The following is a 25,129-nucleotide window of genomic DNA, read 5'->3' on the forward strand; positions in this document are numbered from 1 at the left end:
GATCTTTTGCGCAGACCACAGCTGCCGGCAGGTCGATCGTGTCATGAGTTTTTCACTCACTTCCTTTGCTCACCCCACAAAAACGCCATCCCGGAGGGATGAAAGAAAGTAGCCGGGGGTTTGAGCGACAGCGAACACCCCCGGATTTCAAACGCGACCATTCATTCGACCCCGAAGGGTGTCGCAGACTGGTCGCCCGCGTAGGTTTTCATCCCGGTAGGGATGGCAGAAAGTAGCCGTCGGTAAGCGATAGCGCCACCGACGGACATGTAAACCCACGTCTCCACTCTCCATCCCTCCGTGGCCTCGGCCACGGAGGGATGGAGAGTGTGTTATTGGGGCTCGAATTCCGGGGGTGCACTGCTACGCAGCACCCCCCGGCTACCATCTGTGATCCCGCCGGGATCCTCGTGGGGAACCACCAAGATGGATCATCCAGCCAGCATCAACGCAGACTCACTTCTTGCGGACTTCGATGATGTACTTCAACAGATCGTTGAACTCTTTGCGGTTCTTCATCTGCCGCATCAAGTTCTCAGGCATCAAAGACACCTCCGACTCGATCACATCCTCGACATCGTCCTGCGCAATCGTGATGGGTTCCGGTTGAGCGAGATTCCGCAACACGATCTCGTCGTCGTTTTCACTCACACGAATGCCAGTGAAGATCTGACCATCCACGGTCAGCACGCTCACCTGCGCGTAGTCCTTGTCGATCAACTTGGACGGGCGGAGCAGGGCATCGACCAGTTCTTCATTCGTGCGTTTGGTCGTTGCCTTTTCCAAGTCCGGTCCCATTCGCACGGTGCCCGCGGGTGGCGAGTGACACGCGAAGCAGGCTGCAGACGATTCGTGGAACAACCGTTTGCCGCGTTGAAAATTCCCCTTCGCCAAGGCAACCTGCGCCAGCTTGGAAGGTGAAGCGGTGAGGAGCTGCTGTTCCAGTTCCTCGTTGGAGAACACCTCCGCCTCGGGTGCGGCGTTCTCATCCATCAGATCCTTCTCCAGCGGATGAACACGGAGAATTTCTTCGGGTTTGTAGAACGTCGTCCGGTCTTTGGTTTCTTCCCGAACACGCGTGACGGACTGCCGACTGACGACCGAGGATTCATTCCCCCAAGTGTTCCGCACGAAGGTCAGAACCGCGGCCATTTCATCGTCCTTCAACAAAGATCGGAACGCGGTCATGGGCGGCACGCCTCGGGCAGGGTCGTAAGTCTTCCCGGCCACGGTCATTTTGCCCCACACGCCATGCAGGGCCATCTTGATCAGCCGATCCTCGCTCCCGTTGACCCAGGGGCTGCCGACCAATGGCGGGTAGACATTGGGCGTTCCCTTGCCGTGAGTCATGTGACAGGTCGCACAGTGCGATTCACGCTGATAGATCGTCGCGCCCAACTCGTACGTCTTGCGGTCTGCCGGGCTGAGGTGCTTGGGTGGATCGTACTTCACGAATTCAAGTTCCGCAGGCGCGGCAAACTCGCTTCCACCGGTCGTATCAACCTTTTCCCAAAAGTGCCGAACCGTCTTGGCTGCGACCACAGCGTGGCGGACATCGGACTCCAACAATTGGTTCAGCAAAGCCTGGTTCTTGACCCCGTTTTGCTGATGCAACCAGAGTGCTTCCAACAGGTGATGAGCTTCCGTTTCGTCATTGGGATCAAAGTTCGCCATCCACTTTTGCGTTGCTGCGATGACTTGATCGGAGTCATGCTCGGTGAGCTCGATTCGAGTCCGATGCCGAACACCATTGACGGGGTGCTTCAGATTTTCGAGCAGAGCCTCGATGGGCTGGCCCGCGATTTTGACGGGTTTTTGCAGGGGACGATCTTTGACCGTCAATCGAAAAATCCGGCCGTGAGCGTGGTCACGATTGGGGTCGCGAATGTTGTGCTGCATGTGACCGATGATCGCGTTGTGCCAATCCGAGACATACAGAGCACCATCCTCGCCAACAACCGCATCGGTGGGACGGAAGTTCCGGTCATCGCTGTTGAGCAGTTCCAACCCGGGCGTTCCCCAAACTTCACCGACCTCTCGTCGCTTCTCTTCCGGAGCAACCGAAGCGATTTGGATATCCACTGCCGCGACAACATCCTTGCCGTTGAGGAACTCAATTTTGCCGTTGTTGAAACGATCTTCGAATCCTTTGCGATTCCAAACTTTGAACTCGGAGATCTGCACGGGCGACGGGAAGTCACCTCGCATCCAAGGGTCTTTCTGTTGCGATGTGTGAGCAAAGTTTCCCTTGTCACCATCGACGAGCCGTTGCACGGGAAAGGTTCCGTTGCTGTACTCGCTGGATTGCTTCAGCTTGGCAGTCGCCGCAATGTTTTGGCCACCGCTGATGACCTCCACTTCGGAGAGATTCATCTGCTGGCGTCCATTCACACTGAGTTTGAACCCCGTGATCTTGGCGTCCTTCAGCGCGGGATGATCGACCGTGATCAGCCCACCACCCTGTGTGATTTTGACGTACCCCGGTTCCTCCTGGGTCTTCTCTGCCAGGTCTTCCTCGACGACATCACCTTCTCGGTCCAGTTTGTACTGCTTGACTCCCAAGAAACCGATCGTGTTGCAGATCAGGATGTCGTCCTGCAATTCGTCGGGGAAATGCTCCGATGACAAAATGGCATTGGCGGCCACCGGACGAAACTCTTTCTCCAGCAATTGGTGCATCTTGAAACCGTTGCCTTCGGGCCGCACTTGGTAACAACGCCCACCGGTTCCATCGCTGGCGTAGCAGTAGCCCCAAGAGTCAAAGCTGGTTCCGTGCGGATTGGGCGAGTTACCCGCGTGAGGGGTGATCGCAAATGTTTGCGGGTCAAAGCGGTACATGCCCGACGCCCCGATGTTCAGGTTCTGCTTCCAAGGCGTCTCGTGGTTGTGGACGAGAAAAATACCACTTTGCCAATAGATCCCGCCGTCAGGCCCGTAAATCAAATTGTTGGCGGCGTGGTGGGTGTCCGAGGTGCCGAGCCCTTGCAGAATGGGATATCGCACGTCGGCCTTGTCATCGCCATCCGTGTCCTTCAAGAACCACAAATCGGGACCAGACGTGACGACCACGCCCCCGTTCCAAAACTCGAAACCGAGTGGATTGTGAACATGAGCAAAGATCTTCCGGACATCCGCTTTCCCATCGTTGTCGGTGTCCTCCAAGATCATCAGGCTGTCATTCATCTCCTTGCCTGGTTCCCACTTGGGGTAAGTGTTCCAACTCGCAACCCAAAGGCGACCTTTGGCGTCGACTTGCATCTGGACCGGGTTTGCCAGATCAGGAAACTGCTCCTCCGAGGCGAAGACATTCAGTTCGTAGCCTTCTGGCACATTGATCTTTGCCATCGACTCCTCGGGGCTGAGGTACTCAATGCTGCCCTCTTTCCTCGCACTGGAACTGGCACTCCCGCCGCCAATGTTCGAGATCACCTTGACCGGCGGTGGCACATTGCTGTCGTCCGCTTGCAAGGTTCGCCCCTGAGCAGCTGCCCAAATCACTTTGTCGCGATTGGCCGTCATCACATCGAGCATCACCAACTCGTGCTTCAGCACGTCGGCGTTGCTCTGCCCGTCCACGAAGGTCAATGTGGACCGAGAGCCCCAAATGTCGTTGCCGTCGGTTGCCCGGTAACGATTGTGCCAATGCCAGTTCTTGTCCTTGATCGCGTCATACAAGGGTTCCAAATCCGCATCAGCAGCAGGCGCCTCATCGAACAAGGCCCGAGAAATGATCCCAGCAAGCTCCTTGTAACCGGTCGCATTGAGGTGAATGCCGTTGAGCGTGAGTTGCTTGGAACTCGATTGAAACAATTGCAAGGTTGGCGAGAACAAATCCACGAATTCCACACCGGTCTTTTCGGCTGCCTCACGAGTCGCCTCGGTGTAGGCCGCCAAGTTCGCGTTCAACTCTGTGCCGTCGGGCAGGTTCGGGTCGCCGGTGTTCTCGTAGGCGATCGGGCTGAACAAAACAAACCGCAAGTCCTCCCCTTGGTCCTTTCGGGCCTGGGTGTACCGCTGAACCAGTTGGATCAATTCATCGCGATACTCGCCCGCTTTTTCCGGTCCAGCAAACGACTCATTGAAACCATAGAAAGAGAAAACAACATCCGGCGCCACGTGTTTCAAATACTCGATGTCGTTGGTGAAGCCCTTGTTCCTTGGACGTTGATTGACTTTGTCACCCGAAAAACTCATGTTTCGGAAACTGACATCAAGCCCTTTCAATTGATGCTGGAGAAAGGTCTCGACCCAGGGGTCATGCTGCATTCGATCGGCCAGGCCGTTGCCGTAGATGGCGACCACGTCGTTGGCCTGGAACTCAATCGCCTCCTCGGCACCAGCTTGCGGCATCAGGCTCGGCAAAATACCGCCGCATAAAAGGAAGACTGTCAGGATGCGTCGTAGCATAGTTTTCTTTCTCGGTTGTCGATTCTTGATGTGCAATTTCAGCGGGGCTAAGCAGGTCGGCAGGAGTTGCTCCCACGTACAACCGGGGCGAACGCCCAAACGGCTCACAGGGGTGTGTCCGATCATTCCTGTCCACCTGCCTAGCAACAAGCCAGCGAAACAGGTTCAAAACGAAGCATCGTAACGAGAAGCGAAGGAACATGCACGGGATTTCCGAGGATGTTGCCGCTGCCACGCAGATGCAATGGCTTAGCATGGGGCGTGCCTTGAGATCCCAATCATGCGACGACGCAACTCAAACGCCCACTGCCATGCTCAAACTCTACCTTCGCTCAGATACGGAACTCCGGTACCACGAAGCTTGGGTTCACGGGCCAAAAATCACGGAGATTGGGGGCTCGTCGGCGAACGTGGCGAAACAAAAATACACAAATGCGACAAGAACCAGTCTGAAAGCGACAATCTTCTGTCCGTTCTCGCCAAGCCGCTGGGCCATGGCTACGCCCCCCTCGATGAAGACGACTTCGACGTCCTGCTGATCGAATACGCGATCGAAGGGATGGGAAGCAAAAAAGATCTCAGCAAACGCCATGCTCTCGAGGATCGCATGAACGAGACTCTCGGCTGGACTGGATTGGGACACTGCGACGGCGGGAGCATTGGCTCAGGAACAATGGAAACATGTTGTATCGTCGTGGACTTTGAAATCGCCAAACGGGTCATCGCTGCCGATCTTGCTGGAACCAAATTCGCCGACTTCACCCAGATCATCCTGGAATAGCTGGGCAGCATCGACCACGCGATCAGTGAAGCCCACTCATTCCGATCCTGGCTTCGCAACCGCCGAACGCACGGGAATGCGATTCGATCGAAAGTCCACGGAAGGAGCGTTCGAGAGCGACCGCGTCTCCTTCTCTCTGCATGCCCCAATCCCACGCGTCCTGATAATCGTTCCAGATCACACGCGTGCCCCTTCGAGGCGGAAGTTTCCCTGCTTCTCGTCTTGACTCCTGCTCGCCGCGCGATTTCAGGTGCAAAGATCTCTTCATGCGACGGAGAGAGAGTTCGGCAATGAAGCCGTTTCTCTGAAAATCAGGCCCACGTGGATCAGGAACAAAACGCATGAAGTTGACACGAGTGGACTCTCCCCAAAACGACTTGGCTTTGGACAAACTCATCGAATCGTGCAACACGATTCAAGCTGCAGTCCACGAATCTCAGACCATCGCGATCTCTCGTGGAGAAGCCGGGCCACTTCGCTGGCTTGAATCATGCGACAAGAAAATCGCGATTGCTGGAGACGTTCTTCAATTCCGCATCACGCTGGAGCTGCCTCAGGTCGAGGACGAAGACGACGTCGTGCAAGTGGCACTGTCACGCAGCTACAGCCCCAATCTGATGTTCGATCAGATCCTCTCAACTCACATCGATGGGAATCCGTCCCGTCCGACCAACCATTCCATGCACCGGAACCTCAACCTGCACTTCAACACGGTCCAAAGTGGATCAACCGTTGTGGTCAGGTACCAAGCTCGTGTCGACTGCAACGCCGATCCATTGCTGGTTGCCGTCGATGATCTGAACGTCCGTTGGGCGTACCGCTCGCGAAGCACCCACGAAACGACGGGCAGGGCTCACAAGGCGTCGCAGGGAATCTCGGCTCCACACGGCATCGGCACCGCCAACCACTTCAGCCATTCCAAATCGGCTGCCTTGGCATCCAGCCCTGTCTAAGGCAGGTCGGAAATCAAGTGGCATAGGCTTCAGCCGGTGATTGCGTGCAACTCAGGCTAGTGGTCTGTCACAGCTAAAAGTGAGGGTTGATCGTCGTGGACGAGGCCACGAGTCCTTGGATTTCACGCCAGTTCAGGACTCGTGGCCTCGTCCACTACACTAAAAACAAGTTCTGACAGACCACTCGAAGCCTGAGCTACAATTTCAACCTGACACTTCTTCGCTCGGTCTTGAGTCAGCGTCGCGGAATGTCTTCACCGACACGGACCGACGCCAAAGTGTAGGACTCATCCAATCGCCCTTGCTCACGCAACCGGGCGGCGATGCGTTCTGCTCGAGCGGCTCTTTTCGCTTCCGCACGAGCCAAACGTTGCAGTTGGACTTCTGTCTCAAACTGCATCGCAGCGAGTCGTTGTCGCTGCAAGTTCTCATAGGCGACGTTTGCGACTTGCCGTTGGGACGCCAACTGCTGTTGCTGGTACTGCAGCGCGGCCAAGTTGCCCTGGGGATACCCATTGGAGACCAGAGCGTTCTGCGGATACATCGAGTTGCTTGTGTACGAGGCCGGGCTGCCGCTCGGCGATCTGCCGCCACCCGACCTGCACTGGGCAACGACGTCACTGCTGCAGAAAGCAGCCGACAGCAAAGCCGTTGCGATCAGGAAGGAGACTCGTTGGAAATTCATCGTGCACCTCTGCGCGTCGTGAAAGAAAGGAACATGGAAAGGGCGGCCATCACGGCCACGCATTCTCTCCTTCAACAAAGGACGCTTTTGCATCGAAGTGTCACAAGAATTCGACTCAGTGCATCGCCAGCCACCGTGGTGACGCTCACCTCATTCGCTTGAGCAGTCGTCCAAATCCACCAAGTAATCCACGTCGCTGCCAAAGCAGTGGTCCACCGCCTCGGTGTCCACCACGCGTCTCCCCGTCGGCAGATGCTGTCGCTCATAAGCGGCAATGCGGTTGATCGACGACGGTTTCTTGTCCTGACCGGGTGAGCCATCGAGCTCCATGTTCAATCGTTGGACATTCGGGCTGGGCTCAAAATTGGTCATCCTCGAATTGGAAATTCCCGACTGCGTCGTGGCTCGAAAGAGATGCTCCAAGGGACGGCATTGGCGATGAGATGGACGGGACATAGTGAGTTCTCCAGTAGCAAAAACTTGTGTAACGAACGCATCCGCCTACACAACACGTTGCCAGTTTCACGCCGGACCGCCGCCATCTTTTTTAAAAAACAATCCCCGTGACATCAGCCTCAAAAAGCTTCCTTTTGAAGCAGGGAATCCCCACCGAACCGGGCCTTTGCCGGCGTTGCTGCAGCCGTCAGAATCCTGCCTCACCTCTTCTTCCCTTCGCCGCGGACCGCCCGATCGCGTCCCCTTCCCGCGTCTCTCTCGCCGATGGAAGATGGTTTCGACGTTGAATCCAGTTCGTTGTGTCGCCGACGCTTGAGGCCTGAAGTATGAAGTTCAATGCGACGATCCTTGTCCCCGCTATCCTATTGGCGTTGATCAGCACAAGGAGCACCCACAGTGAAGAGCCAGCCATGAAACCAACCTGGGCCATCGTGATTCATGGCGGAGCAGGCAGTTCTCCCGCACAACTCGGTGAGGCATCCAGCCAAAAACGAACCGCCGGATTGCAACACGCGTTGGAAACAGGACGCGACCTGCTCGCCGACGGCGGAACCGCCATGGACACCGTCGAAGCCGTCATCCGCACCTTGGAAGACAATCCAATCTTCAACGCCGGGCGTGGTTCTGTTTTGACAAATGACGGACGCGTCGAAATGGACTCTTCGGTGATGGATGGCAAGACACTCGGGTGTGGCGCCGTTGCTGGCGTGACCAAGGTCAAGAATCCAATCTCGCTTGCTCGCCGGGTGATGACAAACACGAAACACGTGCTGCTCGTCGGTCCCGGTGCCGATGAGTTTGCAGAAACACAGCAAGTGCCTCTCGTCGATCCGGCATACTTTCTCTCCCAACGCGATGGCGATGACGCAGCGAACATTGCTTCCGCCAATCAGGAGGAAGACGAATCCCACTTGGGAACCGTTGGCTGTGTGGTGTTGGATTCGCATGGGAACCTGGCCGCAGGAACCAGCACCGGTGGCACCGCCCAAAAGCTGCCCGGACGAGTTGGCGATTCACCGATCGTCGGTGCAGGCACGTACGCCGCCAATGGCTTGTGCGCCGTTTCCGGCACCGGTGTTGGCGAAGAGTACATCCGTAACAGCGTCGCCTATGACATCGCAGCTCAAATGCGTTACGCGAGCAAATCGCTCGAATCAGCCGTCACGGAGATCATGCTGAATCGTCTTCAGCCTGGCATCGGTGGATTGATCGCCGTTTCACAAACCGGCGAGATCGTGATGCAGCACAACACACCTGGCATGAGCTGCGCTGCAGCCGACAGCACCGGACGATTCGAGACGCACTTGATCCTCGACAACGGCGGAGCCCCTGCGGACACGACGGACCAAACGAGCTCACCCGCGGCGGAAATCACGGCTCTGATCCAACAGCAAGCCAGCGACTGGAATGCGGGCGACATCGACGCGTTCATGGACGTCTACTGGAAGAGCGACCAGCTCACGTTTTCCTCCGGTGGCGAAGTGACTCGCGGGTTCGACGCGACGTGGCAGCGATACAAGAAACGTTATCCAACGTCGAAAGAAATGGGAAAACTCACGTTCACGGATCTCGAATTCTTGCCACTCGGCGACGCTGCCATGCAAGTCCTGGGAGTCTGGAAACTCGAACGAGACGAACCGATGGGCGGCCGATTCACGCTCGTGTTCCAGCGTTTTCCGGAAGGCTGGCGAATCGTCCACGACCACACCTCCAAATTCCCTGATCCACTCAACGACTGAACGACGACAACCAAAGGTGCGGTTCGCACATGCTCTCACGGTTTCATGAGGGCTCTGGGCTCGAGCAAGCCAACGTGGTCACGCGACGTTAGAATCAGGGTCCAACCTTGTGACCACCAACGAGCAGCAGACGATGGCCGTCGAATTTCCTGAGTGGATTGAATCTGAATCGCAACTCGACACATTGCTGTCTCGACCGAGCGATGCACTGATCGAGTTCATGCGACAACTCGATGGCGACCTGATCATCTTGGGAATCGCTGGGAAGATGGGTGTCAGCTTGGGCCAGTTGGCCGTTGCGGCAATCGAGAAAGCTGGCCTGCGAAAAAGCGTACACGGGGTGGCACGGTTTTCCGATGCAGACGCTCGTGCTCGATTGGAATCGGCGGGCGTCAGAACGATCCAGTGCGATTTGCTCGACCGAGACGCCGTGGCCAAACTTCCACCCGTCCCCAATGTCCTGTTCATGGCCGGCCGAAAATTCGGAACCGAGGGCGAAGAACCTTTGACCTGGGCGATGAACACGATTGTCCCCGCGAATGTGGCGGATCACTTTCGGGATTCCAAGATCGTTGCCTTTTCAACCGGGTGTGTTTACCCGCTGGCTTCAGTGGATCGCCAACCGACCGAACTCACACCACCGGGACCGATTGGCGAGTACGCTCAATCATGCCTGGGTCGAGAACGCATGTTCGAGTACGGCTGCCTTGAGTGGGGAACTCCCGTCTGTCTGTACCGATTGAATTACGCGATCGACCTGCGATACGGGGTGCTGCATGACATCGCCGCCAAGATTTGGAACGGGCAGCCCGTCGACAACTCCGTCCAAGCCTTCAACGTGATTTGGCAGGGCGACGCGAATCATCAAGCGTTGATGTGCTTGGACCACTGCACCTCGCCAGCGAACATTCTCAACGTCACCGGTCCAGAAACATTGCTCACCGAAGATGTTGCCCTGCGACTCGGGGAACTGCTGAACAAGCCCGTTCGCTTCACGACCACTCCGGACGATGCGTCTTACCTGAGTGACAGCTCCCAAGCCAGAAAGCTGTTCGGAGCTCCGTCCGTCTCAGCCGATCAACTGATTCGCTGGCAAGCCCACTGGGTCAAGACCGGCGGTCGTTCGCTGAACAAGCCCACTCATTTCGAAGTCAGTGACGGAGCCTATTGAACCGATGCAGACCAGTGACCTCTCGCCAGACATCCGCGCGAACGTCCGCCGTGGAATCGTCATCCCAGCGCAACCTCTGGCTCTCGATGCCAGCCGCCAATTCGATCCTCGTTACCAAACGGCGCTGACTCGCTATTACATCGACGCCGGCGCGGGGGGCATCGCAGTCGGTGTTCACTCCACGCAGTTCGCCATCCGTGATCCATCGATCGCGTTGTATGAACCCGTGTTGCGTTTGGCGTCCGAGGTCATTGACGAACACGCCGGTGCGCAAGGCCGTGAAATCTTCAAAGTGGCGGGCGTCTGTGGGAAAACACCGCAAGCAATCCGCGAAGCAGAGTTCGCCGTTTCACAGGGCTATCATGCATGTCTGTTGAGCCTGGCGGCGTTGGCCAACGATTCGATCGACGATCTGATTGCTCACTGTCGAGAAGTCGCCGAGGTCATGCCGGTGATCGGTTTCTACTTGCAACCAGCCGTCGGTGGTTGCGTGCTGTCGTATGAATTCTGGCGAGAGTTCGCCGAGATTGAAAACGTCATCGCGATCAAACTGGCTCCCTTCAACCGCTATCAAACGCTGGATGTGGTTCGTGCCATCTGTGACGCTGATCGCGACGACGCGATCACTTTCTACACCGGCAACGACGACAACATCATCGCGGACCTGCTGACGCCGTACCGCATTGTCACGGAACACGGAGTGAAATCGGTTCGAATTCGTGGCGGGCTGCTGGGGCACTGGTGCGTGTGGACTCGCAAGGCCGTTGAATTGCTCGATGAAATTCACGCAGTGCTGGATCGCGGCGATGACATCCCTTTGGAATTACTCAGCCGTAACATCGAAGTCACCGATTGCAACGCAGCCTTCTTCGATGCCGCCAACGGGTTTGCCGGCTGCATTCCCGGAATCCATGAGGTGCTACGCCGCCAAGGTCTGCTGCCTGGAACCTGGTGCCTGGATCCCAACGAAGTTCTCTCGGACGGTCAATCCCAAGAAATCGATCGAGTGATCGCCGCTTACCCAGCTCTCAATGACGATGCGTTCGTACGCGAGAATCTGAGTCGATGGCTACGTTGAAGCGTCCCACGCAAGCAGAACAACACACCTCCAAAAACACCTGACACCCCATCCCCACTGGAACAGCGTGATGCAACCGCCCCGAAACTGGATGATCCACTTTCTCATGACGCTTGCGATGTTGCTGATTGCCGCCAAGGCCTCAGCGGCGGATCGTCCGAACATCTTGCTGATTGTTTCGGACGATCAGGGCTACAACGACCTGGGCCTCCTTGGCAACGGCATCCTCACGCCGACCCTCGACCGCCTTGCCAAAGAAGGCACCCGGCTGACAAATTTCTATGTGGCGTGGCCAGCCTGCACACCGTCGCGGGCCAGTCTGTTGACGGGGCGTTATCCGCAGCGAAACGGGATCTACGACATGATCCGCAACGAAGCTCCCGACTACGGCCATCGCTACACGCCCGAAGAATACCCCGTGACGTTCGAACGCATCGGCGGGATGGACGAACGTGAGGCGATCATCCCAGCCGTCTTGAAACCGGCCGGTTACAAAAGCGGGATCTATGGCAAATGGGACTTGGGTGCCCTGCGCCGAATGCTGCCCACTTCGCGTGGCTTCGATGACTTCTACGGGTTCGTCAACACCGGCATCGACTACTTCACGCACGAGCGTTACGGCGTGCCTTGTATGGTTCGCAACCTCGAACCGACGGAAGAGGACAAGGGCACCTACTGCACGTACCTGTTCCAACGTGAGGCTCTGCGGTTCTTGGACGAACACGCTGGCAAAGAGCCGTTCTTCTTGTACGTTCCATTCAACGCGCCGCACAATTCGTCGTCGCTGGATCCGACCATTCGCTCCTCAGTGCAGGCCCCCGATCGATTCAAAGCGATGTACCCGCCCGTGGAGGCGGAAACGAGAGTCACCGACCGCTATCGCTACGGCGCCCCGGCAACGGTCGCGACACCGCAGGCCCGGCGTCGCGACTACCGTGCGGCGGTCACCTGCATGGACGCGGCGATTGGCGAGATGCTGAAGACGTTGGAAGCGAAGCAGATCCTCGATGACACGATCGTCGTTTTCTTCTCCGACAACGGTGGCAGCGGGGGTGCCGACAACTCACCGCTGCGAGGCCACAAGGGACAGACCTGGGAAGGCGGCATTCGCGTGCCCTGCATCGTTCGTTGGCCGGCCGGAAAGATCCAAGCAGGGCAGGTGAACGACGAATTTCTGACCAGCCTGGAGCTGCTGCCCAGTTTCGCAGCAGCTGCGAGTGTCGAACCACCTGCCGGCGTTGTCCTCGACGGATTCGATTGGTGGCCCACCCTCCGTGGCGAGTCAGCATCACCAAGAAAAGAATTGTTCTGGAAACGCCGCGATCAGATCGGAGCGAGGGTCAGCCAGTGGAAATGGGTCCAGATGGGCGAACAAGGTGGCCTGTTCGATCTCGATCGCGACCTCGCCGAAAAACAGGACCTTTCGGAGTCACACCCCGAGGTGCTTGCGATGGTCAAAGAACGGTATGCCCATTGGCTTCGCGAGATGGAAGCCGCTGAACCACGCGGTCCTTTTCGCGATTTCTGATGACTTTCGAATCGCCCTCCGTCGAAGCAAAGGACGCGAGGCTTCGGAAAAACAGGTGGGTTTCGCCGCACCATACGTTCGACAACCGCGTTGGCCTAGCAGGCCTTTGAACACGCCCCTTGTGGACCACCTGCAGCCCACTCACAAGTGCACCGCCCTCTTGGCAGTCCCCTATGGCGTGAGGAACCCTCTCGTGAAAAGACGCACTAAAATTTAGGATTCTCGCGAAACAATTGCATCGTAGGAGAACTTAATCCCCTTAGAAGTGGCACAACGTGCACCAAGCGATTCTTGGAAAGCGTTGCCTTGTCTACCACTTGGGCATCACAGTCGAACTCTCGACTTCAGCAATGGCTGGTGCCATCCTTTCGCGATCAGCTCTCGGGGAGAGTCTTATGAAGAAGATGCGCAAAAACGGTTTTACATTGGTGGAACTTTTGGTGGTCATTGCCATCATCGGCGTCCTGGTTGGCTTGTTGTTGCCAGCCGTCCAAGCGGCACGCGAAGCAGCCCGACGGATGAGCTGCAGCAACAATTTCAAGCAAATCGGACTTGCACTACACAACTATCACTCGGCTTACAACAAGCTGCCTGCTCAAAAAGGCGGGTCCAACAATGCCAACGATGGATCGCTCGGCGGGAACCAACTGCGTCTGGGTTGGCTGCCTGCAATCTTGCCTTTCATCGAACAACAAGGTTTGTGGGAACAGATCAGCAACCCTTTGGCAATCAACACGGACGGGACACTTCGTGCGACCCCTTGGCCTGGGATGGGCCCCGCACCGTGGCGATCCGATTACACCCCCTGGATCACGGAACTGGCGGCTCTTCGTTGCCCCAGCGATCCAGGAACGGGACTGCCAGCGCTCGGGCGAACGAACTATGCCGCATGCCAAGGCGATGCCGTCGAATACGGAGAAGTCGGCGCATGGGGCGGTTCCAATCCGTTTGTGATCAACTCGGGTTATGCGGAACAAATCCGTGCCTCAGGTCGGGGCATGTTCATCGCTCGCCAATACACCGGTTTCCGGGATGTGCTGGACGGCTTGTCCAACACGATCGCGGCTGGCGAAATTGCCACGGACCTGGGTGACCGCGATATCCGAACCGCTCCGATCGACGGTCCCGGCTCGGCACCCTTGCGGGACAACCCTTCCTGGGCAAGAGACAATGACAAGATCGATCCCGAACGGCCACAATTCTGGCGATCCGGGGAAAACTTGACCACGGACAACGCTGCTGGGGACGGCGCCCGCGCAAGCTGGGCTCGTGGATTTCACTGGGCAGACGGCGAAATGCAACACTCTGGCATGAACACCATCCTTTCCCCCAACAGCGAAACCGTCTCTCGCACCACGGCCGACAGCACTTGGGGCATCTACCCACCCAGTTCACGTCACCAAGGCGGAGTGCATGTGTTGATGGGTGATGGGGCCGTGAAGTTCATCACCGACTCGATTGAAGCGGGCAACTCGCGTGCTCACACCGTCTACAAGGACCACAGCCCAAGCAACGCGGGATCGCAGAGCCCCTACGGATTGTGGGGTGCTCTTGGCACAAAAGCCAACAAAGAAATCGTGTCGCTGGACTCGATCTGATTGTCGATCAGGCGACCTGTTCGACGCCCGGGAAACGAAAAGCGTTGTTGCAATGCAGCCACAACGCTTTTCTCTTTGCCAACCTTGTCCCCCTCTTTCTCTCATACGGAACTGAACGCTGATGTCCCGAACCCCATCTTCCAACCGATCGTTTGCCTTGCTTTCGCTGATCGCTCTCTCTCTGTTCTGCATCGGATGCGACAGCGGCGAATCAACCGTCATCCAGCAACCTACGGATGCGGCGCAAGAAATGGAAGACTATGAATCGATGATAAATTCCTCTACGAAAGAACCTTACGGCAAATAGGGATCCCAACTCCCCAACCGCCGCCACCCGACAACAAACGCTGGATCCAAACATGGTTCCAGCGTTTTGCATGGAGTGATCCCACTCGGTCGAACCAATCATTGAATGCGAGCCCCAAACTTGACCCAATCGGGTGGAACGCATACAGTCCCACAGAAGACGATTCCAAATACGAACGGTCATCGCCCTACCGGTGGCACTGGTCTCAATCGATCCGCGGGAACAAACAAATGGCCGTACGCTTTTGCACCAGTCTCTTGATATCGACACTGATAAGTCAATTCCTTCTCGTCCCAAGTCTGATGGGGCAGGAATCACTTCAGAGCCAATTCGCAGAAGCCATCGACCTAGCCGGCAAAAGCAATTTCAGCGGCATCGTGGTTGCCGAAAAAGAGGGAAAGGTCATCGCCAATCAAAGCTTTGGCTACGCCGATTCCAAATCGAAAACTCCGATCGATTCCAAAACGCTGTTCGAGATTGGGTCGGTGACCAAACCGGTCACGGCTCTCGCGGTGATCATCCTCGACCGACAAAGCAAATTGTCTCTTGAGGATTCCATTGCGGATCACTTGCCAAATGTCCCTGAGAGTTGCCGTGACATCACGATCCAACATCTGCTGCAACATACCTCCGGCATTCCGGGCACGAACTATGGCCCTGTGTCAAAAGATGTCGGGAAGGTGACCGAAGCCTATCTGCAAGGCGGTCCACAGCAGAAACCAGGAACCCAATTTGAATATTGGAACCAGGGCTACGCGTTGCTCGCCGCGATCATCGCGAAGGTAACCGGTCAAACCTACCCAAACGCAATTCGCGAATTGGTTTTGCGTCCTGCGAAAATGAATGCCGCGTGCTTCACCGGTGACTCCGCCCCCGAGGGCTTCCAGGTGTCAATTGGCAAATCAACCTATGGCGCGGACCGTTCCGCACTGGAGCATCCATACGGCGATTTTTACGGTTTGCAATATCAAGGAATGGGAGGGATCGTCACCAACGCGGAGGACATGCTCTCCTTTCTTCTGACGCTTCGGAGATCCAAAGCGAGCGTGGAACGAATGCTGCAACCCGGCCCCGACGGCAGCTACGGACTTGGCTGGCGAATTGCCGATGCAGGCGAACCTCATCAGCGAGTCTCTCACACCGGTTCCGTGCGTGGTTTTCTCACCGCGGTCTCTTGGTACCCAGAACAGAACGCCTCTTTGATCGTCCTGGCCAACACCGACGACAAACGTGGTTTCTTCCTCGCCGAATCAGGCTGCCGAAAGGCTTTGGAGACCATGGTCATTCCACTCCCGAAATCGCAGCAGTTCGAGCAAGAATTTCGCGAATCGCTCGTCGGGAAGTTCAGACTTCAGTCGAGGGTGATAACGGTTTCGGAAGCCGGCGAAGGTTTGGAAATGGTGATCGACTGGGGAGGCCCCAAAACGTTTGGCAAACTCGTGAAAACGTCCTCTCCCAAACGCCTTCAATACTTGGATGGATCCGACGACGACGTCAGCGTGTTGCTGGAAGGGCAAGAAAACGGAAAGGTCCAATCGCTCACGATCCTCAACAGCAGCTATCTCAGACAGAAGTGACCTGGCGTGTCGAGATCGAAGTTCGAAACCGTTGCTACGTTCGCTCGAAGCGTGCCCAAACGAAGCAGCTACGCAGGAATGATTGAGTTGAATCCCGTGAGCCGTTTGGGCGTTCGCCCCGGTTCAGTGCGGGAACCGTGGCTAACGCCAAGCGGCTCACATACCCGATGACAACTGCGTACCTTTTTAGCAACGCAACAACGACCGTCCCGCGAAAATCGCTCAGTCTTTGGCGACTGCGTTGGGGCTGACTTTCAAATCGGCTTCGGTCAGGCCAACGTTGCCGTTCAGTTTGCCTTTTAATCGAGTCGATGCAAACGTGGCATCCGCCAAACCGACGTTCAGCTTCAGATCCGCGTAGGTGTACTCTTCCTTCAACTCAGGTGCATCACTTTCCGAAGCGGGCCAATCGTAGACTTCCAAACGAATCGGCACGTGCAGTTCGTCGTCGATGAACGCGTTGGCACGATGGAATGTGACCCCACCTTCCTGGGTCGGATGTACGATTTGGATGTGCGTGGCTGGACGCCCCATCACCCGAGCGTTGCGAAAGTAGGTCACCTCGGTGTTGTCGCCGCTGGGATCATTCTCCATGTCGAATTCGATCAGCCCGATCAACCGATTCATGATCTTGTCAAAGCCAATGTCCGTGATGGGGTAGTTGCTTTGCTCTTGCGCTTGACGCCCGTGTGGGTCGATCGACAGCACCAAGTAGCTCAGTGCCCCACCGCCTTTTCGAACCCTGGCTTTGCCTTCGTTCTCGCCCTCGATGTAGAGCACGCGACGATCACGGAGGGTGCGCGGTGACTGGTACTGCAGAAACACCGACATCGGTGAGACCTCACCTTGCTCGTTGGCTTGTTCCACGCGAACCGCCACGTCCATGATTTGAGGGATTTGCAAATCACCATCAATCCGTTCGCGTTTGATCAGTTTGCAACTGTAGTCGCTGACGTGCTGGCGAATGTGGTCCGCATGAGCTTGGGCAAACCCAAGCGCCCAACTCAACGGATGATCCGCCAGTGGAGGTGTCGATCGATGATCGTCCAAACCACCAGTGGTTCCCTTCGCTTCGCTCAGCGGAGCAAAGGAGTCGTTGGTTGAAAATGCATTCGCTGGTGAGGTGGCCGACATCTGCTCAATGATGTTCTGCTCATCCAACCCCAGCTCAGCGATGGCCTGCTTGGCCAGCTGGTCGGTGGGATCCTCGACGGCAATCTTCTGCACAGAAACACGCCCCTCATTGACTCGACCGTCGTTGCCCGCATGCTTGACTGCCGAAGCGGTTTCGTCCGCACGAACCGCGACGGGGTTGGACATCGATCCCAACAGAACGCATGAGAGCGTCAACTTGGAAGCGAGGATGCTTGAAGATCGAAGGCGGTGAATCAGCGATGGGGTCGGCATGGAAGGTGGCTCCAAATGGCGGTCAAAAGTCCGTTTGTTTCCGGTGGTGCTCGTTCGGCCCAGGCGGCGATGTCCGTTGGTGCACGAAGCGTGCCGATTGCCTGCAAAAGTCAAAGTTTCAGACTAGCGGCGTCCCGAGTCGAAACAACTGAAAAGGACCAAACTGGGCTGGAACGAAAATCTTGGCGCCTGGACGGTCGTCAAAACCGGCATAGCCTTCCGCGTCTCCAGCCCCGCAAAACACGTCTCGCGGGATGTTTCACGGGGCAGGGGAGTGTCCTTGCGCAGCCACCGCCGAGTCCTCTCAGAGCATTCCGCCTTCATTTTGACATGCATGCATTGCATTCTGAGACACCTTCGTGAAACCAAATGTGGAACCCAAACACCATCCGGGGCCCTGGCAAACTTGATCCGCCGCTTGTAATTGTTACCGTCGCGATGTCATTCTTTGCGGTCGCGAGCATTCAACGAATCAAACTCCCTCTTTCCCGTTTCCAAGGCTTCCATGGGCATCGTCATCCCACTCGTTCTGATCTTCCTCACCTGCTTGGTCATCTGGCGAGCCTGCGACGGATTCGAAATCGCGAGTGAGTACATCGGCCGCAATCTTTCCGAAGGCGTTCGTGGCGGCACGATCAATGCCATCTCCAGTTCCGTCCCAGAACTCTTCACGACCCTGATCGCACTGTTTGTGCTTTCCGATCGCGATGGGTTTTCGATCGGAATCGGCACCACAGCCGGAAGCGCGTTGTTCAACGGGATGATCATCCCGGCCGTCTGCATCCTCAGCGTGGTGGGCTTTGTCGTGATGGGAGTCCGCGTCACTTCGGTCAACGTTTCCACGCGAGTCCTTCTGCGTGATGGCCTCTCGTTGATTCTCTGCGAGTTCATTTTGATCCTGCTGATCAACGGGGAACAACTTCATTGGTGGCAAGGTTTGATCCTGATGCTGATGTACGGGGCCTACCTCACGTACATGCTGACGACGATGAAGCCGTCTGAGAGGAACCCTTCCGAAAACACCCTGGATGAAGAAGACACGGAAGAGGACGATGCCCCACGCGGCCTGCTCGCCACCTTGTTCTACTGGATCTCGGGAGGACCGTTGCTGGATCTGGAACGATGGTTTGTCAAAGACCATCACCGCGAACAGATGAAGCAAGAAACCTGGAACGGCTGGGGATTGCTGCTGACCAGCACCGGGGTCATCGCCGTTGCCTGCTGGGCGTTGGTGTTGGCCTGCGAGTGGCTCGGCAGCGGCCCTGCCAACCTCGAGAACCCTTCCTACGAATTGTTCGGCCAGACCTTTGAAGGGCTTGGCATGCCAGCGATGTTCGTCGCGGTCATCTTTGCATCGATGGCAACCAGTGTTCCGGACACGGTCATGTCCATTCGCGACGCTCGGGACGGCGACTACGACGATGCGGTGGCCAACGCGTTGGGCAGCAACATCTTTGACATCTGCTTCGCGCTTGGGTTTCCGCTGTTTCTGTTCACTTTGTTTCACGGCCCAATTCAGATGGAACCTGAGATCGCAGCTCAAAGCGGTGAACTGCGGTTGTTCCTCTTCCTTCTGACGATCGTCGGTTTCTTGATCTACTACATCGGCAAACGAGGCGTCGCCTCCGATGGAACCAAGACCGTCGAAATGAAACGGGGCAAAGCGTTCGCTTTGCTCACCATGTACAGCCTGTTCGTGCTCTATATCGTGGCTCACGAACAAGACGTCGAATTTGTCCACCAAATCTCGGACCACTTGCAAAGCGTGCTGCAAAGACTGCCTGCAATTGGGGCAATTTTGTGCTCCGGCTAGATCGAGGGCGGGTAATCTTCGACAATCAGGAACGCCTGCGCTGCACGAACCGAAAGCGGCGTCGACGTGGTGTTGTCACAGGTGGTTTGCGATGCAACAGTTGTTTTAATGTCAGAATCAAGAAACATCAGCCACTGGATCGACCAAGTCAAAGACGGCGATTCCATTGCTGCCAACCAGATTTGGCAGCACTACTATGATCGGCTGGTGCGATCGGTTCGAAACAAACTCTTCGGCCAAAACCGCGCCGTCTCGGACGAAGAAGACATTGTCCTGAGCGTCTTCGACAGTTTTTATTCAGCCGCTCAAAAAGGCCGCTTTCCGGATCTTTCCGACCGAGACGATTTGTGGCGTTTGCTGTTGAAGATGTCCGCCCGAAAAGTGGTCGACAAAAAACGTCGCGATCATCGCCAGCGACGGGGCGGGGATGTTCAGCTTCATTCACTGGACAAACGTGACGAAAACCAATCCTTCATCGAGGCCATCGGCGATGAGCCATCCCCCGAGATGGTATTGATGATGGAGGAATCCGTGGAGCAATTTTTTTCGCATTTAGGTGTCGGGCAACTGCGAGATTTGGCGGGTGCCAAGTTAGAAGGGTATTCCAACACGGAACTTGCCGCACGATTTGGATGCTCCGAACGGACGATTGAACGTCGTCTGCACCTCATCCGTGAAAAATGTCACCAGGAACTGTTCGATGAGCATTCGCCAAAAGAAACTACCGATCGCGACCTTGGAACGAATTGACGACCTGTGCGCGGACTTCGAGCACAAATGGCAAACCGATCAATCGCCCAGCATTGAATCCTTTCTAACCGAGGACATTCCGCCGGACGAACGGGACGTCCTGCTGGCGGAACTGATTGTGTTGGATATCGATTATCGCCGACGACGGGCTGAGCAACCCACCGAGCAAGACTACCTGGATCGTTTTCAAGACAACGCCCAGGTGATCCGCGACGCATTTCGTGGAAACGGCCAACCCAAGCGAGCCTTCATCCCACCGTCGGTGGAGCAACTGGGAAAGCGATTCCCCAATTTGAAGATCACCGAACTACTCGGCGCGGGCGGAATGGGTGCGGTCTACAAAGCACGCCAAGAAGGCCTGGATCGTGTCGTTGCCCTTAAAATCCTCCCCGAAGAATTCGGACACGATGTCAAGTTCGCATTGCGGTTCACTCGTGAAGCTCGCACGCTCGCGAAATTGAACCATCCGAATATTGTCTCGGTCTATGAGTTCGGACACGTCGACGACACGTACTATTTCTTGATGGAGTACGTTGACGGGTCCACGCTGCGTGATGTGGTCGCGGCCGGCCAACTCGCCCCCGCCCATGCGCTCGCGATCGTGCCGCATCTTTGCGACGCGCTCCAGTTCGCTCATGACAACGGCGTCATCCACCGCGACATCAAACCAGAAAACATCCTGATGGCGGTCGATGGCTCGGTGAAGATCGCCGACTTCGGACTTTCGCGACTCCTCGGCGATCAAGACCAACCATCAGCGCTCACCGGCACCCACCAGATCATGGGAACGCCGCGGTACATGGCCCCTGAACAACTTGAAGGTGCACGTGGCGTCGACCATCGCGCCGACATCTATTCGCTGGGCGTCGTGTTCTACGAAATGCTGACGGGTGAACTTCCGATCGGTCGTTTCGCGGCCCCATCCCAAAAGGTCGAGATCGATGTTCGTTTGGATGATGTCGTTCTGCGAACACTGGAAAAGGAACCTCGGAGACGCTATCAACGAGCCAGCCAAATCAAATCCGATATGCAGTCCATTGCGTCCGGTGACCGGGCCGCGCTCGCTCCAACCCAGATCGTGGACTCGGCGTCACAACGAGACCGTCTCCCTTCCTCCGCTGGGATGCACGAGCAAGAACTCGCCGGCCGTTTGCTCCTGACACGTCGCCAACTCATGGAGCGGGTCAAATCAGCGTTGCGACCTCTGGGTGTCGGCCAGGTGCTTCAAATTATGATCGGAGTCGCTCTCATCGCGCTGGGTGCTTACTGCTGGGCCCCCAACACGCACGTGCCACATCGACTGGTCAGCGGTGTGATCGTGCACGTCTACGGGTTGTTCTTGATCATTTCGGCGGCCAACGTCTTGGTTCGAATCAAACGCATCGACACGTCCCAACCGATCACCGAAATTCGCGAGAAGCTCGGCGCCGTCAGGCGTTTTTCTTTGTGGGTCGGTCCCGTCATCGGCTTCGCATGGTGGTTGATTTGGATCCCCGTTGTCGTGGCCGCAGGGTTCGATCAGGTCCTGCACCCCAACTCACTTTACCCGTCACTGATTGTGGGCGTGATCGGAATCGTCGTCTCATGCGGTTTGTATGCCATGGCAATGAAATCAGAACTCGCGCGTCAAAAGATCGGCGGCCGAAGTGTCACCAATGCCGAACGAGAACTCACACAAATCGAACAAGCCAGCATCCGCTGATTTCGAGTGGTCTGTCATGACTTATCCCGAGGGTAGTGGACGAGGCGACGAGTCCTGAACTGGCGTCAAATCCAAGGACTCGTCGCCTCGTCCACTACGATCAACCCTAACTTTTAGCTGTGACAGACCAGCAGCTTCCTGAGTCCTGAGTCCTGAGGCCTGAGTCCTGAGGCCTGAGTCCTGAGGCCCTGAGTCCTGAGGCCCTGAGGCCCTGTGGCCCTGTGGCCCTTTCCACTCTCAAACCACTCCCCCATTGGCACGCAGCGTTTGACCATTCACCCAAGCCCCATCTGGCCCCGCCAGAAAGGAAATCACGGACGCGATGTCGCTGGGTTGGCCGAGTCGTTCCAACGGCGACATGTTGGTCAAGCGATCGATCAATTCGTCCGATTTGTCATCTAGGAAAAGCTTGGTCGCGGTCGGACCAGGCGCGACGGAATTGACCGTGATCTGGCGCCCTCTCAGTTCGTTCGCCAGGACAGCCGACATGGCCTCCACGGCCGCTTTGGTTGCTGAGTAGACACCGTAGTTCGGCATCCGCAATCCAATCACACTGGACGATAAATTGATCACCCGTCCGCCATCACGAAGTCGACGGGACGCTTCTCGCATCGTGTGAAAGCAACCTTTCAGATTGATATCCACCAATCGATCAAAGTCCTCGTCGGAAAACTCCGCCAGCGGTTGCATCTTCAGAACGCCAGCGTTGTTGACCAACACGTCCACCCCGCCGAACGACTCCGTCGCGAAATCAAAGAGTTTCTCGACCGCGTCCGAGTCGCTCACATCGGCTTGAAATGACTCTGCCGAACCACCCGCTTCTGTGATTCGCTCGGTCAGTTCGTCCGCCGCCTGGGAACTGCTCGCGTAGTTGATCACCACCGAGAATCCATCGCTCGCCAATCGTTCGGCAATCGCCGCACCGATTCCCCGCGAACCACCGGTGACAATGGCAACCTTCTTCGTTTCGTTCATGCAAAGGACTCCTGCTTGCGTTCATGTCGTAGCTGTGTGTTCCATTCAGCAATGACCATCCACCGAACCGGAACGCCACCGTCCCCCAATCCAAGATCATTGATGGAGACGAGGCGGTGTCTCGATCACTGGAACACCCACCGCGTCAATCGTTTGAAAAAATTCTTTGAGCGAGTAAAGACGCATGGATTCTTGCCCGTCGTAGCCGCCCACCGCAATCAGCGTTTCGGTTTTGGCGTCGTAGTCGATGTCGCGTACAGGCCTCAACAAGTGTTCCGGCAATGGTTCCAACCTGGCAAGTTCCATCCCCGTCTCCAAGTCGATGCACAGCACACTGCCTTTGTAGGTCCCAACAAACAAGTGCTTTGAATCAAACAGACGCAGCACGTGGATTCCACCACGCCCACCCACCTCATACGTTTTCAGCAATCGCAATTGGTCATCGAACAATTGCACCACGCCGGTCATGCCACCCGTAACGATCCGCGATCCGTCAGGGCTGACTTCCACACAACTGTAGATGTCGGGCGATTGAACTCGATTGAGCTGCTTCGCATCTTTGACGGACCATCGCGTCAACACGCCGATATGATCGGAGAGTCGACCTTGATGCCCGTTCGAAAGCAAGGTTGCTGCGTCAGGATCAAAACGCACCCGGCGAATGTCTTCGTCTAAATTCGCTGTGCGAGAAACCTCCCGTCCGGTCGGAAGATCCATGACTCGCAAAACGGAATTCCGACCGCTGGCGACCGCCAACCACTTGGAATCGCGGGAGATATCCAGCGCATTGACTCGACTCCCCAGGTTCGACTTCCAGAGCGGGTTTCCATTTCCCTGGCGATGAACCAGGACCTCTCCCGACGCATAACCGCGCGCACTGAACTGGCCATCAGGAGAAACCATGGCGGTGACCAGCTTGCCGCGACCTGGCTCGAGCAGCGTCGCCTTTTGCAGACGTTTTCCCTGCAGATCAACTCGTTCAATCGTGCCCAGTTTCGCGACCACCGCGATTTCGTCTTTTCCTGGAACAAACCGAACCCCATGGACCGCTTTGTTGTTCCAGGCTCGCGGCCGAGCAAACGCGGGAACGAATCGATCCGCGGGTACCTGCACATCCAACACAACAACATCCGGTCCGGCTCCCGCTACCACCAAACGCTGTGGGTCGTCGGTCAACTCCATCGCCGCGACCAATTCCAAACCCACCTCTCGATCGTTGATGTGCTGTCCACGGGCAAGATCCCAGACACGAATGCGGTCTCGAAAACATCCGCTCAGCAACGTCTTGCCCGTTTTTGAAAAGCAAAGATTGGTGACCCTGTTGGGATGCTTCCACCAACGAAATTTCTCACTGCCGTCCGCGGTCAAGTGAACAGTGATGGATCCATCATCCCACCCCAATGCCACCCGATCACCATTGGGCGACACTCGGACAGCACTGATGGCGTTCAGCCCGTTGGAGTCTGCCGTGAATGGCTCTTCGCTGACGACGTCACCTGCTTGTTTTTTCTCCGCTTGGCCAACAACGCTCGCCGGAAAACGGTGAACCTGCCAGACGTTCGGTTGTGAAACCACCACCGCCACATTGGCATCCCGACTGACCGACAACAAGGAACAGGGCATCTCCAGCGAGACCTCCTGCGTCTCGTGCCATCGATCATCTTCCTGTTCCCAAACCCGCAACGTGGTTCCTTCGGAAAGCCCAATGAGCCGACCGTCATCGCTCCCCACGCCAATCGCGAGCACCTGGTCAATGGGAGCCAACTCCTGAACCTTCTCGCCGGTGCTGGTGGACCACAGAAGCAGCCGACCTTCGACATCCAGAGACGCCAGAAACTTCCCCCCACTGAGAAACTGAAGACCGCGGACAATCGTGTGGTGCTCACCGATCATCTCTTGCTGCACTTCGGGTTCGCCGGTGCGGCGCAGCAAGACTTGGCCTGCGGCGTTGCCGGTGGCCATCCATTTTGCATCTTGCGAGAAGGCGACTGCGATGACCGCTTTGTCGTCTGCGGCTCCCAAAGCCGGTTGCACGTAACCCGGCAGTTCAAGACTTCGGCGAGTGAACTCCACCGGTTCCCGCCACTTGACCGTCCCAGGCACGCCTCCACCCGTGAGGCTTTCACCGGGAGACTCGTCTGCGAAACCGCCATCTGACATGCCGAGCAAACAGGCGATGGACATGACCAGGCAGGGCCCAAT

At 56.6% G+C, this 25,129-nt stretch carries 19 protein-coding genes; 12 read left to right on the forward strand and 7 right to left on the reverse strand.

Features of this window, described 5'->3' with window-relative positions; all coding sequences use genetic code 11:
• Positions 1 to 456 precede the first annotated feature (456 nt).
• Positions 457 to 4,407: a PVC-type heme-binding CxxCH protein gene (locus tag RISK_RS03665; protein ID WP_047812883.1), complete on the reverse strand. Its 3,951-nt coding sequence runs from the start codon at positions 4,405 to 4,407 to the stop codon at positions 457 to 459.
• Positions 4,408 to 4,774: 367 nt separating this feature from the next.
• The gene (locus RISK_RS32765) at positions 4,775 to 4,999 is read right to left on the reverse strand and encodes a hypothetical protein (protein WP_201778925.1); all 225 of its coding nucleotides are present in this window, start codon (positions 4,997 to 4,999) and stop codon (positions 4,775 to 4,777) included.
• A 15-nt stretch (positions 5,000 to 5,014) separates the two neighbouring features.
• Between RISK_RS32765 and RISK_RS32770 the strand changes: the two genes are divergently transcribed.
• Together RISK_RS32770 and RISK_RS03680 are read left to right on the forward strand one after the other, a co-directional pair.
• On the forward strand, positions 5,015 to 5,188 hold the full coding sequence (locus RISK_RS32770) for a hypothetical protein (RefSeq protein ID WP_201778926.1): 174 nt from the start codon (positions 5,015 to 5,017) through the stop codon (positions 5,186 to 5,188).
• A 341-nt stretch (positions 5,189 to 5,529) separates the two neighbouring features.
• Positions 5,530 to 6,141 carry a hypothetical protein gene (locus tag RISK_RS03680; protein ID WP_047812885.1) on the forward strand — a complete coding sequence of 204 codons (612 nt, stop codon included), beginning with the start codon at positions 5,530 to 5,532 and terminating at the stop codon, positions 6,139 to 6,141.
• Positions 6,142 to 6,376: 235 nt separating this feature from the next.
• On the opposite strand, the gene RISK_RS03685 is transcribed toward RISK_RS03680, so the two are convergent.
• Both RISK_RS03685 and RISK_RS03690 read right to left on the reverse strand, forming a co-directional pair.
• Complete coding sequence (locus tag RISK_RS03685) at positions 6,377 to 6,826, reverse strand: hypothetical protein (protein WP_236695991.1); 450 nt, start codon at positions 6,824 to 6,826, stop codon at positions 6,377 to 6,379.
• Positions 6,827 to 6,976: 150 nt separating this feature from the next.
• Complete coding sequence (locus RISK_RS03690; RefSeq protein ID WP_150122475.1) at positions 6,977 to 7,198, reverse strand: hypothetical protein; 222 nt, start codon at positions 7,196 to 7,198, stop codon at positions 6,977 to 6,979.
• A 410-nt stretch (positions 7,199 to 7,608) separates the two neighbouring features.
• Between RISK_RS03690 and RISK_RS03695 the strand changes: the two genes are divergently transcribed.
• The 7 genes from RISK_RS03695 to RISK_RS03725 all read left to right on the forward strand — a co-directional run bounded on the left by RISK_RS03695 (position 7,609) and on the right by RISK_RS03725 (position 16,280).
• Positions 7,609 to 9,021 carry an isoaspartyl peptidase/L-asparaginase gene (locus RISK_RS03695; RefSeq protein WP_047812887.1) on the forward strand — a complete coding sequence of 471 codons (1,413 nt, stop codon included), beginning with the start codon at positions 7,609 to 7,611 and terminating at the stop codon, positions 9,019 to 9,021.
• Positions 9,022 to 9,154: 133 nt separating this feature from the next.
• Positions 9,155 to 10,192 (forward strand): NAD-dependent epimerase/dehydratase family protein, encoded by a 1,038-nt coding sequence (locus tag RISK_RS03700; RefSeq protein ID WP_047813033.1) that lies wholly within the window; start codon positions 9,155 to 9,157, stop codon positions 10,190 to 10,192.
• A 4-nt stretch (positions 10,193 to 10,196) separates the two neighbouring features.
• Positions 10,197 to 11,270, forward strand: a complete 1,074-nt coding sequence (locus RISK_RS03705) for a dihydrodipicolinate synthase family protein (RefSeq protein WP_047812888.1) — start codon at positions 10,197 to 10,199, stop codon at positions 11,268 to 11,270.
• Between the two features lie 70 nt (positions 11,271 to 11,340).
• On the forward strand, positions 11,341 to 12,798 hold the full coding sequence (locus RISK_RS03710; RefSeq protein WP_047812889.1) for a sulfatase family protein: 1,458 nt from the start codon (positions 11,341 to 11,343) through the stop codon (positions 12,796 to 12,798).
• A gap of 395 nt (positions 12,799 to 13,193) precedes the next feature.
• Positions 13,194 to 14,396, forward strand: coding sequence for a DUF1559 domain-containing protein (locus RISK_RS03715; RefSeq protein WP_047812890.1), 1,203 nt, complete (start codon positions 13,194 to 13,196; stop codon positions 14,394 to 14,396).
• A gap of 121 nt (positions 14,397 to 14,517) precedes the next feature.
• Positions 14,518 to 14,703: a hypothetical protein gene (locus tag RISK_RS03720; protein ID WP_047812891.1), complete on the forward strand. Its 186-nt coding sequence runs from the start codon at positions 14,518 to 14,520 to the stop codon at positions 14,701 to 14,703.
• Between the two features lie 302 nt (positions 14,704 to 15,005).
• A complete protein-coding gene (locus RISK_RS03725; RefSeq protein WP_047812892.1) occupies positions 15,006 to 16,280 on the forward strand; it encodes a serine hydrolase domain-containing protein in 1,275 nt (424 codons plus the stop codon).
• 222 nt (positions 16,281 to 16,502) lie between these two features.
• Here the strand turns inward: RISK_RS03725 and RISK_RS03730 are convergent, their stop codons facing one another.
• Complete coding sequence (locus RISK_RS03730; protein ID WP_047813034.1) at positions 16,503 to 17,687, reverse strand: DUF1571 domain-containing protein; 1,185 nt, start codon at positions 17,685 to 17,687, stop codon at positions 16,503 to 16,505.
• Between the two features lie 505 nt (positions 17,688 to 18,192).
• On the opposite strand from RISK_RS03730, the gene RISK_RS03735 reads away from it, so the two are divergent.
• From RISK_RS03735 to RISK_RS03745, 3 genes are all read left to right on the forward strand, one after another.
• On the forward strand, positions 18,193 to 19,500 hold the full coding sequence (locus RISK_RS03735) for a sodium:calcium antiporter (protein WP_047812893.1): 1,308 nt from the start codon (positions 18,193 to 18,195) through the stop codon (positions 19,498 to 19,500).
• A 108-nt stretch (positions 19,501 to 19,608) separates the two neighbouring features.
• Positions 19,609 to 20,250: an ECF-type sigma factor gene (locus tag RISK_RS03740; RefSeq protein ID WP_047812894.1), complete on the forward strand. Its 642-nt coding sequence runs from the start codon at positions 19,609 to 19,611 to the stop codon at positions 20,248 to 20,250.
• Positions 20,237 to 21,952, forward strand: coding sequence for a serine/threonine-protein kinase (locus RISK_RS03745; protein WP_047813035.1), 1,716 nt, complete (start codon positions 20,237 to 20,239; stop codon positions 21,950 to 21,952). Before RISK_RS03740 ends, RISK_RS03745 begins: the two co-directional genes overlap by 14 nt.
• A 237-nt stretch (positions 21,953 to 22,189) precedes the next feature.
• On the opposite strand, the gene RISK_RS03750 is transcribed toward RISK_RS03745, so the two are convergent.
• On the reverse strand, positions 22,190 to 22,927 hold the full coding sequence (locus tag RISK_RS03750) for an SDR family oxidoreductase (RefSeq protein ID WP_047812895.1): 738 nt from the start codon (positions 22,925 to 22,927) through the stop codon (positions 22,190 to 22,192).
• A 96-nt stretch (positions 22,928 to 23,023) separates the two neighbouring features.
• The gene (locus RISK_RS03755) at positions 23,024 to 25,111 is read right to left on the reverse strand and encodes a WD40 repeat domain-containing protein (protein ID WP_047812896.1); all 2,088 of its coding nucleotides are present in this window, start codon (positions 25,109 to 25,111) and stop codon (positions 23,024 to 23,026) included.
• Positions 25,112 to 25,129 lie beyond the last annotated feature (18 nt).

This window comes from Rhodopirellula islandica (genome assembly GCF_001027925.1).
Lineage (GTDB): Bacteria > Planctomycetota > Planctomycetia > Pirellulales > Pirellulaceae > Rhodopirellula > Rhodopirellula islandica.